Here is a 15080-nt window from a genome sequence, read left to right as displayed (position 1 = left end):
TAGGTCGCCGCCAGTTTTTTTTAATCCGCCTCGGCGGGACACAGTCCTCAATCATTTAGTTGATTGGGGATTTTTTTTATGCAAAAGTGAGAGAACCGTAGAATGCTTTACCCTAAAATAATTAAAAATTAACAGTATAAATTGCAAATAAGTTTGCAATCTTTAGCCAAAAAAAGACTTTTGAGCAGTCCTGGCAAAAGTCATTTTTTGTGTTTAATAAGGAATCCAAAAGTTTATCGTCTCGGTGGAGGCGGGGATGTGTCAGTTTTCTTTTCGGAAGGTTTGATTTCGCTTTCAATTTTTTGCGCAAGTTCTGTTCCCCATTCCTGGCCAACCAACATGCTTTCCTGCAAGATCACGGGCATCTTTGTAGTCATTTCTTTTCCGGTGCTGCTCTTGTAAAATGTAGTTAGGTCATCAATTTCCTTCTCGGTAAAATTTTTGGAATATATAGGTACAATTCTTTTGATTAAATCCTTATAGTCGACCAGCGATGTGGCTTTGTCCCAATACGCCGCAGGAATGTCAGGGTATTGTTTCCTGTAATTAGAAATGAATAATTCATAGGAGATTTTCATGTTTTGTGTCGTGCCCATGGTTTCAAGCAACTCAATGACTTTTTGATCTTTGCTGGTTTGTGCATTTACCAAACCTCCAAATGCAAATAAGCTGGCGACAATGATTATTTTCTTCATCTTTTAATTTACTTCAAATTTTCTTTCGTTAATGAGTTCGGCTATAGCCAACATATCGTCACCAATCAATCGGTCATCTTCCAGTTTTGGTACTTTTGAACGGATCAGGCCAAATGCATCCTCTACAAAGCGTGAACACTTTGCCGGCCTCCTAAACTCCAGCCCTTGAGCTGCGAACATAAGCTCGACTGACAAAATATTTACTAAATTGCCTAATACCTGATTGAATTTTCTTCCGGAAATACTTCCCATCGACACATGATCTTCCTGTCCCAAACTAGTGGGTATAGAATCCGCAGAAGCCGGAAAACATAGTGTCTTGTTCTCAGTAACCAGAGCCGCCGATGTATATTGCGGAATCATAAAACCGGAGTTAAGCCCCGTGCTTGCTGTAAGTAACCTCGGGAGGCCAAATTTACCCTCCAAGAGAAGGTAGCTTCGTCTATCTGAGATGTTTCCGAGTTCCGCGCCGGCCAAGGTGCAGTAATCGAGCGGTAAGGCCAGTAATTGCCCGTGAAAGTTTCCACCGGAAATCGATTCTTCTGCGCTCAACACGATCGGGTTATCTGTTACTGAATTCAGTTCTGTAATTGCGAGTGCTTTTAAATGTTCGTATGCATTCCGGCTGGCGCCATGAACTTGGGGTACACAGCGCATCGAGTACGGATCCTGCACCCGGTTACAGTTCAAGTGCGCCTCCAAATTTTCCGAATTCCCCAAAAACATTCGCATTCTTGCCGCTACTTTTTTGCTGCCGTCAAAAGGCCGGATGTCATGCAACTCCTCTCTGAAAGGACTGGCCGAGCCCTGATATGCTTCCAGACTCATTGCAGCAGCTAAATCTGCCAAATCGAGTAAATATTCGAACTTGTCAAGGCCTAAAATGGCATGCGCCAGTATAAATTGAGTCCCATTGATCAGTCCAAGGCCTTCTTTAGGACCCAATTTCAGCTTTTCGAGTCCATTTTCTGCTAAGACCTCACCGGTTTCTAAAATTTGGTTTTTCCACCAAACCTTACCAAGACCGAGCAGCGGCAGCACAAGATGAGCTAACGGAGCTAGATCGCCCGACGCGCCTACGGAACCTTGTTCAGGTACAACAGGTATAATATCTTTTTCAAGCATCAGGATAAGACGCTCGATTACCTCAAGAGAAACACCGGAAAAACCTTTTGAAAGTGCATGGACTTTTGCTATCATCATGATCGCCGAGAGTTCTTTCGCGATTGGCTTCCCTACGCCTACGGCGTGAGAGATAATCAGGTTGTGCTGAAGCTGCGCGGTTTCCTCTTCCGAAATTTTCACATCACATAGTGGCCCAAACCCTGTATTGATACCATACACGGTGCGGTTTGATTCTACGATCTGCCGAACATTGTTTTGTGACTGTAAAATTTGTGATCTTGCTATATCGTCCAGCTTCGCGCTTGACGGATCTCTAAGAATATCGAAAATATCAGAAATAGTAAACTGGTCTCTGCCGTAAATTTTCATTTAAATACAATTTAGGCTAAAAGTACAGATTTTAATCAGCCTAAAAAAATCGAATTAAAAGCAGATTCGAGCATTATACTCAAGTGTTTTTTTCCTTATTACTGCCAGATCACCGGTATATTTTCGAAAACTACAGGTACGGGATTTGAGAAATTATCGCGCGGATAGATGTAAAGAGCAAGCGAGCGGATTGTCGGTAGATAACTGTTTTGTTTTTTGAAAAGTACGCCACCGCGGTAGGCGGTTTTTGGCAATACTTCATTGGCGACAATTCTTCCGTTCGGAGCAATATACATTTGCGTTGTTAGGTGTTGATTTCCTTTGGGATCTACCATCAGGGCGCGTTCACACTGCAGTGACCTGAGGGTAGGACCAACATTTGTATATAAGAAATTGACTTCCACGGTGCCGTCTTTTTTTGAGCCGATGACTTGGGTAACGTCAAACCGGATATTTTCAAAAGTGACACTTCGGATGGCCTGGTTAACGTTCAGCGCATTTTTATAATACTGAACCTGACGGCTAAGTTCCTTGATTTCGAGTTCATGCTGCCGCAGCTGGTTTGTAGGATCGGCGGACTGTGCACAGAATATTTGTACACACAAAAATGCAGGCAACATCAATTTAGTTCTCATGGTTATAGCTTTTTTAATTTTTAAAGACAAAAATGCAGTCTGTCTATAAAAATCGCTCAAAAATAACGATATCCACGACGCAAAAAACTTGCGAAAACACCCTAACAGATGTCAGAGAATTTGTGATTTTTTGATGATATCCACGTAGCCTAAAACAATTAGTAAGGTTTGCAGTTCTACTGTTTTGCCTATTTTTGTATAATGAATCCGAACCTCGAACTTCAGCTGAAAACTTTGCCCTCAGAACCCGGCGTTTATCGGTATTTTGATAAAAATGATCAGCTGCTTTATGTCGGTAAAGCTAAAAATCTGAAGAAGCGGGTGCTGTCTTACTTTAATAAAAATCTGCCCGGTTACCGAACCAGGATTATGGTTTCAAAGATTTTTCGTCTGGAAACTACGATCGTTCCGAGTGAATATGATGCATTGCTACTTGAAAACAATCTGATCAAGGAACATCAGCCTTTCTATAATGTAATGCTGAAGGATGATAAATCTTATCCCTGGATTTGCATTAAAAATGAGGATTTCCCCCGAATATTCCTTACTAGGACGATGATCAAGGACGGATCAGAATATTTCGGACCCTATGCGCGTGTGCGTCCTGCGAAAGTTTTACTGGATACTATTAAACATATCTATAAACTCAGGACCTGTACGCTGAACCTTGCCCCGGAAAAAATAGCAGAGGGAAAATATAAAGTCTGTCTCGAATTTCACATCAAAAATTGCCAGGGACCGTGCGAAATGCAGGAGTCCAAGGAAGATTACGACCAAAAAATAGATGCGATCAGAGGAATCATCAAAGGTGATTTCCGTAAAGCCAAGGAATATTTGGTGGCTCAGATGATCAATTATGCACAGAATCTTCAGTTTGAAGATGCGCATATCGTGAAGGAAAGGCTTGATTTGCTCGAAAACTACCAGCACAAGCATACGGTTGTGAATCCTTCGATAAATGACGTTGATGTGTTCGGGATGACAAGTGATGAGACAGCTGCGTACGTGAACTATTTTAAGATTCAGAACGGTAATATAATTCAAAGTTTTACGACTGAGATCAAGAAAGTGCTTGAAGAAAGCGATGAAGACATTCTGGAAGAAGCGATGATTGAGATCCGCCAAAAATTCAGTTCAGATTCCAAAGAAATCCTGTTGCCATTTCATCTTGGTCTTGAAATTCCGAATGTGAAACTGATCGTCCCTAAAGTCGGCGACAAAAAACGTATCGTTGAACTTTCGGAAAAAAATGCCAAAGAGTACCGCATAGAAAAACTAAAAGCTGTACAGATCGTAGATCCGGAGCGACACACAAACCGCATCATGGCCGAAATGCAGAAACTCCTGCGAATGCCCGTGGAGCCGCGTCATATTGAAGGTTTTGACAACTCAAATATTCAAGGTACGAATCCCGTTTCAGCTTGTGTAGTGTTTAAAAACGGCAAGCCAAGCAAAGCAGATTACAGGATTTTTCATCCGAAAACTGTGGAAGGCGCCAATGATTTTGCGACGATGGAAGAAGTGATTCACCGCCGCTACCGCCGACTTTTGGACGAAGGTGCGCCATTGCCACAACTTATCTTGATTGATGGTGGAAAAGGCCAGCTTTCATCTGCCGTGAAAAGTTTAAAACTACTCGGACTGTACGGCAAGATCACCATAATCGGTATTGCAAAAAGGCTTGAAGAAATCTATTTTCCGGAAGATCCCATTCCCCTCTACCTCGATAAAAAATCGGAAACGTTAAAGATTTTGCAGCGTGTGAGGGATGAATCTCACCGGTTTGGGGTCAAGCATCACCGAACGCGCAGAAAAAACTCAACAATCAAAACCGAACTGGAAGAAATACCGGGCATTGGTGAAAAAGCGGTTGACTTACTTTTAAGCAAACTCAAATCTGTAAAACGCGTCAAAGAATCCTCACGCGAAACGCTGGAAGAAATACTGGGGAAAAATCGTGGTGGATTGGTTTGGGAATATTTTAATTCAAATCTTTAGAAGGAATCTGTCTGAAAACTTCCCGGCTAAACGAACCGTCAGCAGTTGCTTTTTCAATCACAATATTGCTTTCTTCCGTATATCCCAACGTTTTGCTCCCATCCTGAAGTTGTACACGGAACACTCCTTTTCTAGTCGATTCCCGGAATATCGCATACGGAACAGAGTTTTTCGGATTCGCGAGGATGAACTCAGTTTCGGAAATGATAATCCTGTTTAGTGTTGAACTGCCATTGCTGTAGGTTTGGGCGGAATTTTTTAGTGCGGGAGCACTTTCTTCACTCTTTGCGGTAGTCTTGCCGGAATTTACCTCCTGCACCACACCCACGGGTGCAGCGCTTGTGCCGGAATTTCTTGCAACTGGGTTGTATGCGGGGAAAATATTTGTTGCAGCTGAAAGCGCATCTTGGTAGCCGGCTTCATATTCTTTTATATTTGAACGGCCTTCGAAAGTTCCGACTGATTTTCCCTTACAGTCATTGAAGCTTACCATTAATTTATTTTTAAGTAGGCTGCTGATGTTTTCTACATCTGCCTGAAGTACGCTACAAGGATCCGAAGCAGCGTCCGCAGGCCAGGATTGCCGATGCGTACCTAAAACCGTATAACCTTTTGCCTGAAGTTTTGCACTCAGCAATGAATTCAAGCCAAATTTGTCATTTGCAAAATCTTTTGTGTCTGTAAGTGTGATATAGCGGAAGTCTGAGATTTGTTGCCCGAAAACTACAGCCGAAAGTAAGATCAGTACGGGAAATAATATGCGTTTCATTGTGCGTGTTTTAGAATTTTTTAGTTCCTGAAGTCGCCCATATCCAGTTTCAGGGAGAAGAAATTCGAATAGAAATTAGATCCGCCAATTCCCGAATTGGTGATGGCATAATCCAGCGTCAAACCCTGATATTTGATGCCAATACCGGCGCTGGGCTGAAAAGAAACCTTACGCTTTAGATCTTCAATATCCGTGATGGTCTGAAACCTGTTCACGCCCAAACGCACAAAAATCATATCCTGAAAACGGAGCTCCGCACCTGCGTACGGCGTGATGCTCGCAAAATCGGTTGAAATCATCGCGGCGGTCTTTGCAAAATCAACATTTAGACCCGCTTCAGGTGTGAGTTCGAGGTCGCGGTTGATTTCATAATTGCGGCTGATTCCGAGATTGAGCTTGGGCATAGTGATCTCGAGTTTGTCAGCGGGCGCGGGATTAAACTCTTCACCATTTACTACGGTGGAAAGTTCACCCTGATTTACCGTCCAAAAATTTACAGTAGTGGTTGCATCGCGCAGCATAGCACCATAGTTCCAGCCGTTATCCGCATTATAAAGCACACCGACATCAAAGCCAAAACCGTAGCCACTCGCGAATTTCCCTACATTGCGGTAAACCAGTTTTGCGTTAACACCCACCGCTAAACGGTGGTCGCCGCCCGGCCTGAATGCATAGGAAAGCAATGCTGCGTAATCAGACTGTGAAAAACTGGTGATTTTATCGTAATCTATATTGCCTTCGGAATCGATAAGCTGCGTGGTATTCAGAATATTGTCTACACCAAGCCTTACAATGGAAATGGCAAACACGCCGGCATTGTTATCCAATGGTTTTGCAAAGGCAAGATAATCGTATTTGGCAATCGATTCAAAATATTCCGCATGCATCGCGGCGCCCTGCCAGTCGCGGTCTATATCGATCAGTCCTGCCGGATTCCACATTGGTGAATATACGTCACCCTGATTTGAAATCACTGCGCCACCCATTGCCAGACCGCGTGCTCCGGCTCCGATACTCAGAAATTCGTTCGAATATTTACGAACAATTTGTGACTGCGATAAGCCAGCGCAAAATAGGAGTGAAAGGAGAAGTATTTTTTTCATCAAATGTCGAGCTTTTTAGTACCTGCGGTTCTGCGTGCTTTCCACACACCGTTGGCGATTATGACACCTATCATAATAACCGAAGCAATGTAGAAAACCGGATTCATCTGCTCAGATTCTCCAAAGATAAAGAATGCGAGGATAATTCCGTAAACAGGCTCCAGATTGATGGTGAGAACCAGCGTAAACGGCGAAATATATTTCATCAGGCTCACCGATTCCAGCATCGGGTAGGCTGTAAAAACCCCTGCCAGCAATATAAGTAACGCCAAATCACGGTAACTTATTTCACCCACCTGTGAAATTTGACCTGTAAATATGTAGAATATGCTAAGAATCAAAAAACCGGCAAAAATCTCGTAAAAAATAATGTTTCCGGAACTGGTTTTACCATAAATCTTCCCGTTGAATACCTGAAAGATGGTTCCGAATAACGCCGTGAGAACTCCGAAAAATATTCCCTCCTTATAATGTAATTCTGTCTTGAAAATCAGTGTCATACAGATCACGATCACGATGCCGATTATCACCTCCGAAATGTCTATTTTCCGTTTAAAGATCACAGGTTCCAGAATAGACGTGAACAAAGTGGACAGCGAAAGACAGCTGAGCGCTATGGACACATTAGAAACTTTGATGGAATGGAAGAAAAACAGCCAGTGAAAACCCATGAAACCCCCAATCATGATGAGCTGCAGGAGCAACCGGCGGGGCACGCGTAAACTTTGGCCTTTAAAAACACGGAAAAAAAGGAACAGGAAAAGCGAGGCGAAAAACATTCGGTAGAAAACCAAAACCTGAGCATTGGTCTCAATAAGTTTTCCTAAAATGGCTGTAAAACCCCATAAAAAAACGATCAGATGCAACCTGAACAGTGCAGAATTTTTGTAAGCAGCCTCCATAGAAATTTCAAAGTTGCGCAAATTTACAAATCGCTTTCGTATTTACGGTTTTATTTGATGGGCTGTTACCAAAACAAAAAAACCCCAAAAATCTGTGAGGACTTTTGGGGCTTTCAAATAATAAACTATTAAAAAAATAAACTAGGAACGGAACTTTAAAATAAAATTCATGAAACTATCTAGGATTTCTGTTAATGTAACGCAGGTTCGCTGCAAATATTTTGCCTTAAAAATTATTTTATGTTAAATATTTCATAATAATTTTCTGATACCCAGTGTACTTACAGCGCTCCTTATTTCACGCTTCAAATTTTTACCAAAATATCTATCTTTAGGGCAAATTAAAGAAATGGATTTGGAATTTAATAAGAACGAAGATCAGAATAAACTCAAACTATCGGACCTGAACCGCCTGCTTGCCGACGTGAAGAAAGGTGGCGGCGAAAAACGCCTGCAGAAGCAACGCGATGAAGGAAAACTGACCGCGCGTGAACGGATAGATTATCTGCTCGACAAAAATTCTGAATCCATTGAAATCGGCGCGCTGGCCGGCTATGAAATGTACGAAGAGCACGGCGGCTGCCCCGGAGGTGGAGTGGTTGTCGTGATGGGTTATGTTTCCGGTCGTCAGTGCCTGGTTGTGGCCAATGATGCTTCGGTAAAAGCAGGTGCATGGTTCCCGAGTACTGCCAAGAAAAATCTTCGGGCGCAGGAGATTTCAATAGAAAACCGACTTCCGATTATCTATTTGGTTGATTCTGCCGGCGTTTACCTCCCGATGCAGGACGAAATTTTTCCCGATAAAGAACATTTTGGACGAATTTTCCGTAACAATGCCAAAATGAGTGCGATGGGAATAATCCAGATCTCTGCGGTGATGGGAAGTTGCGTCGCAGGTGGCGCCTATCTTCCGATTATGAGTGATGAAGCAATGATCGTGGACAAGACGGGTTCCATCTTCCTGGCCGGTAGTTATCTTGTAAAAGCCGCGATCGGCGAAAATATCGACAATGAAACCTTGGGTGGTGCGACAACACACTGCGAAATCTCCGGCGTTACGGATTATAAGGCTAAAAATGACAAAGATGCGCTCGACCGCATTAAAACGATAATGAAATCTGTAGGGACTTACGATAAAGCGGGTTTTGACCGTATTGAAAGTTTCCCACCTAAACAAAATATTGCTGATATTTTCGGGCATATGCCGGCTTCCAGAGCGGACCAATATGACACTTATAACATTATTAAATGCCTTGTCGATAATTCTGAATTTGATGAGTATAAGCCCGATTACGGCAAGACAATTATCTGCGCCACGGCTAGAATTGACGGTTGGAGCGTAGGAATTGTGGCGAACCAGCGTAAACTTGTGAAAAGCGGCAAAGGCGAGATGCAGTTTGGCGGCGTGATTTATTCAGATTCCGCAGACAAAGCCACACGCTTTATCGCGAATTGCAACCAGCGCAAGATTCCGCTGTTATTCCTGCAGGATGTAACCGGTTTTATGGTCGGATCCAAATCCGAGCATGGCGGCATCATCAAAGACGGTGCAAAAATGGTTAACGCCGTGGCCAACTCTGTGGTGCCTAAATTTACGGTGGTGACCGGGAATTCTTACGGTGCCGGAAACTATGCAATGTGCGGCAAAGCCTATGATCCGCGGCTGATCGTGGCTTGGCCGTGGAGTGAAATTGCGGTGATGGGCGGCAACCAGGCTGCGAAAGTTTTAGCCCAAATCCAGGAATCTACTTTAAAGAAGCAAGGCAAAGAAATTACGGAAGAAGAGCATCAGGAAATCCTCGATACCATTTCAAAACGTTATAAAAAACAGACGGAACCTACGTATGCAGCTGCCAGACTTTGGACGGACGCTATCATCAATCCGGTGGATACACGTACATGGATCTCTATGGGAATAGAGGCCGCGGATCATGCACCGATAACAGAAAAGTTCAATCTGGGTGTCATCCAGGTTTGATTTAGAGACCTTTTTAAAAATAAAATCCACCGAAAATCAGATTTCCGGTGGATTTTTCATTAAAATAATAAACTATGAGGTCTTTTATGCTTTCACAAACTGAAGTTCACCTGCAATCTTCACTTCATCAGAAACCATCACGCCGCCAGTTTCAAGCGCTGCGTTCCAGTTTAGTCCGAAATCTTTACGGTTAATTTTTCCTTCGAAAGAGAATCCTGCTTTCGTTTGCCCCCACGGATCCACATTAGTTCCGCCAAAATCTACATCCAAAGTGATTGGTTTAGAGACACCATTGATGGTAAGCGTTCCGGATCCGTTATTTGTAAGGGAATCGCTTTCAAAAGTGATCTGCGGGAATTCTTCGGTGTTGAAAAATTCTGCGCTCTTGAGGTGATTGTCACGGTCTGTATTATTTGTGTTGATTGATGCTGTATCAACGGTAGCTTTCACTTTTACGTTTTTGAAAGTGTCGTCTTCCGCATCAAGTTCCACGTTGAAATCTTTGAATTCACCTTTCACGTTAGAGATCATCATGTGTCTTACTTTGAAGGTGATTTCACTGTGTGCCGGGTCTAAGTTCCATTTTGTTGTCATAATATTTTATTTGTTTGGTTAGTATTAAACTTTATGATGCAAATTTAGAAGTATCTTACATCGTACGCATTGATCTACGATAATAAATGCAAATTGTGCTGTTAGAAGAGCTGTATTTTAATATTTAAAGTTATTAAGTCGACCCCGCTCAATTTCAGACCGGTACGGCCACGCGAATTTGTAAAAGTCGTTTGCTTTTTTGAAATTCCGTAAACATATCTTAAATTTACTGCACAGCCCCGCTGTAACAAGTTTGAAAAAGAACCGACTTAACAATAAATTAAAAAATTTGATATGAAGAAAATTACGATAAGCGCTCTTGCTTTTTCGGGAATTGTATTGCTTAATTCTTGCGGCACTGCCAAAACAGCAGATGCTTCGGCTACTGAAAACCAAACGGTAGCTACAGAAACCAAAACCGAAGTTCCGGAAGAAGGTCTGAACCTTGATTATATGGACAAATCGGTTCGTCCACAGGACGATTTTTTCAGCTATGTGAACGGAAACTGGGTGAAAACGGCGGAAATTCCTTCGGACAAAGCCTCTTGGGGAAGTTTTAATGCGCTTCGCGAAGATGTAGATGTAGCTTCGCTTGAAATTCTGAATAAAATTTTGTCTGACCAGTTTGCAGCAGGCTCTGAGGGTCAGAAAATCCAGGCTTTGTACGGAACTTTCATGAACTGGGACAAGCGCAATGCAGACGGAATCAATCCAATCAAAGCTGATCTTGAGAAAATCGACAGGATAAAAACTGTTGCTGACCTTCAAAAATACATGATCGACGCCACAAAAACCGGTGATAATCCGCTTTATGCGTGGAGAGTGGGGCCCGATTTGAAAAACTCCAAGATGAACGCGGTTTATTTCGGTGGACCAAGTTTAGGTCTCGGCCGCGACTATTACCAGAAAGAAAGTGCATCGAACAGTGCCACGCTTGCTGAGTACAAAAACTATCTGGCCCAACTCTACACCGTTTTAGGTTATAAAAACGCTGATCAAACGGCACAGCGCGTCGTAGCTTTTGAAAAGCAACTCGCGCAGAACCTCCTTACGAATGAGCAGAACCGTGACGCGAACCTAAGATACAATCCTAAAAACGTTTCCGAACTGCCGTCATTGGTTAAAAGCATCAACCTTCCAAATTATCTGAAATCGGTAGGCGTTGATACAGACAAAGTGATTGTTAGCGAGATTAAATATCTGCAGAACATGGACAGTTGGATGAATGCACGTACGCTGCCGTTGATCAAAGAATATTTGAAAGCAAGAATGGTTTCAAGCAACGCTACCAACCTGAGCAAGGAACTTGATGATATCAACTTCAACTTTTATTCAAAATACCTTCAGGGCCAGAAAGAGCAACGTTCTATGGATAAGCGTGGACTCGGTGTAGTGAACGGTACTTTGGGTGAAGCATTTGGTAAATTATACGTTGAAAAATATTTCCCGGCCGGGGCAAAAGAGCAGATGGAAACTTATATCAGCTACCTCAAGAAAGGTTTTGAGCATCACATCGCTAACCTCGACTGGATGTCGCCTGAGACCAAAGTGAAAGCACAGGAAAAACTCTCGAAATTCAGCGTGAAGATCGCGTATCCTGACACCTGGAAAGACTATTCGAAACTTCAGCTTACCGCACCTGCGGACGGAGGTACGTATTATACCAACCTTCAGAAAGTGACCGAATGGCAATACGCCAAAAACCTCGATAAAGTAGGCAAACCGGTTGATAAGACAGAGTGGGGAATGTCTCCGCAGACCGTAAACGCATACTACAGCGGTTCCAATAACGAAATCGTGTTCCCTGCAGCCATCCTGCAGCCACCGTTCTTCAATTTCAAAGCAGATCCTGCGGTGAATTTTGGCGGAATAGGTGCAGTAATCGGTCACGAGATCTCTCACGGTTTTGATGATTCAGGTTCGCGTTTTGACGGCGATGGAAACCTCAACAACTGGTGGACGGATGCAGACAGAAAGAATTTCGATGCCAAAGTAGGTCAGCTTGCAGATCAGTACAGCAAGTATGAGCCGGTGAAAGGCAGCTTCATCAATGGTAAATTCACGAGTGGTGAAAACATCGGTGATTTAGGTGGTGTTGCGGTGGCTTACACAGCATTGCAGATGTACCTGAAAGATCACGGAGATCCGGGTCTGATCAGTGGATTCACGCAGGATCAGCGATTTTTCATGAGCTGGGCAACCGTTTGGAGAACCAAATCTACAGAGCAGTATATGGTGAATCAGGTGAAGACAGATCCGCACTCGCCGGGCTACTTCCGCGCGTTCGGGCCGCTGGTAAATCAGGATTCGTTCTACAAAGCGTTCGATGTGAAGCCGGGCGATAAGCTTTACAAAGCACCGGAAGAAAGAATCAAAATCTGGTAAAACAACAAAGTCACTCAAATTTAATTTGGGTGATTTTTTTTGGGGCGTGTCCCGCACATCCGCTTTCGCGGCTGCGCGGGCCGCGCTTTCCGCTGTATCCCCGGCACGCTGGCGCGCGCCGGGAGATGCCGCTGCAATCGCTCACGCGGTGCTGTATCCGTAACAAAGTATTACAACCGAAACCTCGTGGAGCAAAAGCTTGTCAAGGTTATTTTAAGCAAAGAAATAAATGTAAAATCAAAAACGGTAACCTAAATTCAGACCCGCATCCGCAAGAACCGGCAGTAAAGAATCGGGATGCAGAAAATCGGCACCCACATCACCGTAAACGTCAACAGTGAATCTTTCTTTAATCACAAACTTGTACCCAATTCCTGCCAGCAAACCCGCTTCATCGTACATTCCCACGCGGTGCGTCACGCTTGGGTCCGAAGACGGAAAATGTTCGTCACGGTTGTACATGAAAGAAAGTTGCAGAAAGAACTTGCTGAAATCCTGATTTTTCTGCACGTACCAGCGCCCGAAAGTCTTCAGGAAAATCCTGTTTTGCGTGTCGTCCGACAGTTTATACAAACCTGTGCCGGCATGTACTCCCGCAGAAAAATGGTGTGTCAGCCTCCGCTCGTAGCTTATTTCGGGAATTTTAAGAAGATTGGTTTTAAGTTCATTCTTTTGCGCGATAATTGCAGAGGGGAAAAGGAAAATTAAAGACAAAAGGAATTTCATAATTTTTTATTCTGCTTAAATTTAAACCGATTTTAAATGCAAACCGTAAAAACTCCACCAAATATCGAGCGAAACCTCATCATCGAAAATCCGGAAACCCGAAACTTCCTGGCGGATGCTTACTTCACGGAATCAGCTGAAAAAATGCCGCTCGTCATTTTCGCACATGGCTACAAAGGCTACAAAGACTGGGGCGCGTGGGATCTGATGGCCAAAAGATTCGCTGAGGCCGGTTTTTTCTTTGTGAAATTCAATTTTTCGCACAACGGCACTACTTTAGAAAATCCAACAGCGTTTGATGATCTTGAAGCTTTCGGCAACAACAATTTCAGCAAAGAAATGCTCGATTATGATGCCGTTTTAAACCATTTCAGTAAACGTGCAGAGATCAATCCGGAAAGAATCGCGGTTATCGGTCACAGCCGCGGGGGCGGCATTACGCTCATCAAAGCCTGTGAAGATGAACGCATCAAAGCGGTGATTTCACTTGCAGGCGTGAGCCATTTCGGTTACCGTTTTCCCTCGGGCGACCGCATGGAAGAGTGGAAGAATTCGGGCGTGATGTATTCGGAGAATGCCCGCACCAAACAGCAGATGCCGCACTACTATCAGTTTTACGAAGATTACCGCACGAACGAGCAGCGTTTTTCGGTTCAGTATGCTGCGCAACATTTAGATAAGCCTTTGCTGATCGTGCAGGGCAGCAATGATGATGCGGTGAAAGACAAAGAAGCTTTCCTGCTTAGCGAGTGGTGCAAAAATTCGCAGCTTGAAATTTTAGAAGGTGCCAATCATACGTTCGGTGCTTCAGAACCATGGAAAGACAAAGAACTTCCGTCACATCTAAGCCGCGCAACCTCTTTGATGACTGAATTTTTTAAACAAAATCTATGATCCCTGCCGTGGATATGCCCGGATTTAATTTTGATTAAAGTATTTTTGAACTCATTTAAAAAAAACAGACAAAAATGGATTTATTTGCCGCTTTAGAACTGCCCAATTTTGCCGAGCCGCAGATCTGGATCAGTTTACTCACCCTCACATTTCTGGAGATAGTTTTGGGGGTGGATAATATCATCTTCATTTCGATCATCTCAGACAAGCTTCCGAAAGAGAAACAGCGTTTCGCGCGAAATCTGGGCCTCGCATTTGCGATGATTTTCCGTGTAATTCTTTTGCTGATGATCAACTGGATCATTTCGCTCAAAGATCCGGTGCTGACACTCGGTTGGTTCAATGAGCCGGGCACAGATTTGCCGCTCGCGCTGAGCTGGAAAGACATTATTCTCCTGTTAGGAGGAATTTTCCTGATCGGTAAAAGTACTTTCGAAATTCACGACAAAATGCAGCTTCACAGCGACGTTCCAAAATCGAAAAGTACTGCGTCTTCACTGCTGACCCTCGTAATCGTGCAAATCATACTCATCGATATGGTATTCTCACTTGATTCTATTCTCACCGCAGTGGGACTGGTTGACAATGTAATGCTGATGATCATCGCGGTAGTGATTTCGATCGGTATCATGATGGCTTTTGCTGGCCCGATTTCAAAGGTTATCAATAAATATCCGAGTTTGCAGATGCTCGCGCTGTCATTCCTTGTAGTAATCGGGGTGATGCTTGTAGCTGAAGGTATCCACCAGCACGTGAGCAAAAACATCATCTACTCGTGTCTTGCGTTTAGCCTGATCGTAGAATTGCTGAACATCCGCGTGAGGAACAATCAGCAGAAGAAATACCTAAAGCTGAATCCGGATCTTAACAAAGATCTGAGTCTGAAGCAGGATGAAGAGTAAAAAAT

Annotated in this window: 13 protein-coding genes; 5 read left to right on the top strand and 8 right to left on the bottom strand. The window is 43.5% G+C overall.

Annotation, left to right across the window (positions count from 1 at the left end; genetic code table 11):
- Positions 1-233 precede the first annotated feature (233 nt).
- The 3 genes from H9628_RS11280 to H9628_RS11270 form a co-directional block, all read right to left on the bottom strand.
- Positions 234-695, bottom strand: a complete 462-nt coding sequence (locus H9628_RS11280) for a DUF2059 domain-containing protein (RefSeq protein WP_251834241.1) — start codon at positions 693-695, stop codon at positions 234-236.
- A 3-nt stretch (positions 696-698) separates the two neighbouring features.
- The gene (gene hutH / locus H9628_RS11275) at positions 699-2189 is read right to left on the bottom strand and encodes a histidine ammonia-lyase (RefSeq protein ID WP_251834240.1); all 1491 of its coding nucleotides are present in this window, start codon (positions 2187-2189) and stop codon (positions 699-701) included.
- Between the two features lie 98 nt (positions 2190-2287).
- On the bottom strand, positions 2288-2824 hold the full coding sequence (locus tag H9628_RS11270) for a hypothetical protein (RefSeq protein ID WP_251834239.1): 537 nt from the start codon (positions 2822-2824) through the stop codon (positions 2288-2290).
- 201 nt (positions 2825-3025) lie between these two features.
- Between H9628_RS11270 and uvrC the strand changes: the two genes are divergently transcribed.
- Positions 3026-4822: an excinuclease ABC subunit UvrC gene (uvrC, locus tag H9628_RS11265; RefSeq protein ID WP_251834238.1), complete on the top strand. Its 1797-nt coding sequence runs from the start codon at positions 3026-3028 to the stop codon at positions 4820-4822.
- On the opposite strand, the gene H9628_RS11260 is transcribed toward uvrC, so the two are convergent.
- The 3 genes from H9628_RS11260 to H9628_RS11250 are packed head-to-tail and all read right to left on the bottom strand — an operon-like array spanning position 4806 to position 7596.
- Entirely contained in the window at positions 4806-5591 is a 786-nt protein-coding gene (locus tag H9628_RS11260) for a hypothetical protein (RefSeq protein ID WP_251834237.1), read from the bottom strand. The two genes, uvrC and H9628_RS11260, sit on opposite strands and share 17 nt — an antisense overlap.
- A gap of 20 nt (positions 5592-5611) precedes the next feature.
- Positions 5612-6694, bottom strand: a complete 1083-nt coding sequence (locus tag H9628_RS11255; protein WP_251834236.1) for a putative type IX sorting system protein PorV2 — start codon at positions 6692-6694, stop codon at positions 5612-5614.
- Positions 6694-7596: a DMT family transporter gene (locus H9628_RS11250; protein WP_251834246.1), complete on the bottom strand. Its 903-nt coding sequence runs from the start codon at positions 7594-7596 to the stop codon at positions 6694-6696. Before H9628_RS11250 ends, H9628_RS11255 begins: the two co-directional genes overlap by 1 nt.
- A gap of 349 nt (positions 7597-7945) precedes the next feature.
- Here H9628_RS11250 and H9628_RS11245 point away from each other — a divergent pair, with 349 nt between their 5' ends.
- Positions 7946-9574: an acyl-CoA carboxylase subunit beta gene (locus tag H9628_RS11245; protein ID WP_251834235.1), complete on the top strand. Its 1629-nt coding sequence runs from the start codon at positions 7946-7948 to the stop codon at positions 9572-9574.
- A gap of 84 nt (positions 9575-9658) precedes the next feature.
- Here H9628_RS11245 and H9628_RS11240 read toward each other — a convergent pair whose 3' ends face one another.
- Positions 9659-10168: a YceI family protein gene (locus H9628_RS11240; RefSeq protein WP_251834234.1), complete on the bottom strand. Its 510-nt coding sequence runs from the start codon at positions 10166-10168 to the stop codon at positions 9659-9661.
- 294 nt (positions 10169-10462) lie between these two features.
- Between H9628_RS11240 and H9628_RS11235 the strand changes: the two genes are divergently transcribed.
- On the top strand, positions 10463-12553 hold the full coding sequence (locus H9628_RS11235) for a M13 family metallopeptidase (protein WP_251834233.1): 2091 nt from the start codon (positions 10463-10465) through the stop codon (positions 12551-12553).
- Between the two features lie 237 nt (positions 12554-12790).
- Here the strand turns inward: H9628_RS11235 and H9628_RS11230 are convergent, their stop codons facing one another.
- A complete protein-coding gene (locus H9628_RS11230; RefSeq protein ID WP_251834232.1) occupies positions 12791-13279 on the bottom strand; it encodes a DUF3575 domain-containing protein in 489 nt (162 codons plus the stop codon).
- Between the two features lie 36 nt (positions 13280-13315).
- Here H9628_RS11230 and H9628_RS11225 point away from each other — a divergent pair, with 36 nt between their 5' ends.
- The gene (locus H9628_RS11225; RefSeq protein WP_251834231.1) at positions 13316-14173 is read left to right on the top strand and encodes an alpha/beta hydrolase family protein; all 858 of its coding nucleotides are present in this window, start codon (positions 13316-13318) and stop codon (positions 14171-14173) included.
- A 74-nt stretch (positions 14174-14247) separates the two neighbouring features.
- Entirely contained in the window at positions 14248-15075 is an 828-nt protein-coding gene (locus H9628_RS11220) for a TerC family protein (RefSeq protein WP_251834230.1), read from the top strand.
- The last annotated feature ends 5 nt before the right edge of the window (positions 15076-15080 follow it).

Origin of the sequence: Kaistella pullorum, assembly GCF_014837035.1 — a bacterium.
Lineage (GTDB): Bacteria > Bacteroidota > Bacteroidia > Flavobacteriales > Weeksellaceae > Kaistella > Kaistella rhinocerotis.
The sequence above is the reverse complement of the archived record's forward strand: the minus strand, read 5'-3'. Positions and strand labels throughout refer to the sequence as shown.

Coding starts and splice junctions, on each gene's coding strand:
- H9628_RS11225 (WP_251834231.1), top strand. CDS start 13,316: ATGCAAACCGTAAAAACTCCACCAAATATCGAGCGAAACCTCATCATC.
- hutH (WP_251834240.1), bottom strand. CDS start 2,189: ATGAAAATTTACGGCAGAGACCAGTTTACTATTTCTGATATTTTCGAT.
- H9628_RS11280 (WP_251834241.1), bottom strand. CDS start 695: ATGAAGAAAATAATCATTGTCGCCAGCTTATTTGCATTTGGAGGTTTG.
- H9628_RS11230 (WP_251834232.1), bottom strand. CDS start 13,279: ATGAAATTCCTTTTGTCTTTAATTTTCCTTTTCCCCTCTGCAATTATC.
- H9628_RS11255 (WP_251834236.1), bottom strand. CDS start 6,694: ATGAAAAAAATACTTCTCCTTTCACTCCTATTTTGCGCTGGCTTATCG.
- H9628_RS11220 (WP_251834230.1), top strand. CDS start 14,248: ATGGATTTATTTGCCGCTTTAGAACTGCCCAATTTTGCCGAGCCGCAG.
- H9628_RS11235 (WP_251834233.1), top strand. CDS start 10,463: ATGAAGAAAATTACGATAAGCGCTCTTGCTTTTTCGGGAATTGTATTG.
- H9628_RS11240 (WP_251834234.1), bottom strand. CDS start 10,168: ATGACAACAAAATGGAACTTAGACCCGGCACACAGTGAAATCACCTTC.
- H9628_RS11260 (WP_251834237.1), bottom strand. CDS start 5,591: ATGAAACGCATATTATTTCCCGTACTGATCTTACTTTCGGCTGTAGTT.
- H9628_RS11270 (WP_251834239.1), bottom strand. CDS start 2,824: ATGAGAACTAAATTGATGTTGCCTGCATTTTTGTGTGTACAAATATTC.
- H9628_RS11245 (WP_251834235.1), top strand. CDS start 7,946: ATGGATTTGGAATTTAATAAGAACGAAGATCAGAATAAACTCAAACTA.
- H9628_RS11250 (WP_251834246.1), bottom strand. CDS start 7,596: ATGGAGGCTGCTTACAAAAATTCTGCACTGTTCAGGTTGCATCTGATC.
- uvrC (WP_251834238.1), top strand. CDS start 3,026: ATGAATCCGAACCTCGAACTTCAGCTGAAAACTTTGCCCTCAGAACCC.